Raw genomic sequence first — 446 nt, forward strand, 5'->3', positions numbered from 1 at the left:
GCGCTCACGTGGTTGCCGTGGATGAAGGAGCAGCTCGGGATCTCGGCGGCCGCGCAGCCGCGCGCCACGTTCGGGGACGGAGGTTTCCATGAGTGCTGGTGAGACCGTCACCGTCCGGCCGGGCACAACGCTCGACAGCAAGCGCGACCCAGTCCCGGCCAGTGGCACCACCTTCGACATCGAGGGCTGCGTCATCGAGCCGCTCGGCAGCGAGGAAGTCGGCGAGGTCGGCCGGCGGATCAAGGTGACACGCATCCGCATCTTCTCGCCCGGTCCAATCTCGCGGCCCATCACCGCGACGGACGTCGTCGAGGCCCGTGGCGTGCAGTGGGCAATCGACGGTCACGCCGACGACTGGGTCGACGAGGACCCCGAGCTGGCGGGTCCAGTGATCACCGCTTCGAGAGGCGAGGGGTAGTCGCATGGCACAGACCTTCCGGCTCAAC

1 protein-coding gene is annotated in these 446 nt (G+C 68.6%); it reads left to right on the forward strand.

What is annotated here, in order from left to right; genetic code table 11:
- The first annotated feature begins 88 nt into the window (after positions 1–88).
- Positions 89–418: a hypothetical protein gene (locus AC1DYG_RS19780; protein WP_477641553.1), complete on the forward strand. Its 330-nt coding sequence runs from the start codon at positions 89–91 to the stop codon at positions 416–418.
- Positions 419–446: the final 28 nt, after the last annotated feature.

The organism is Pedococcus sp. P1_H8 (assembly GCF_056405175.1).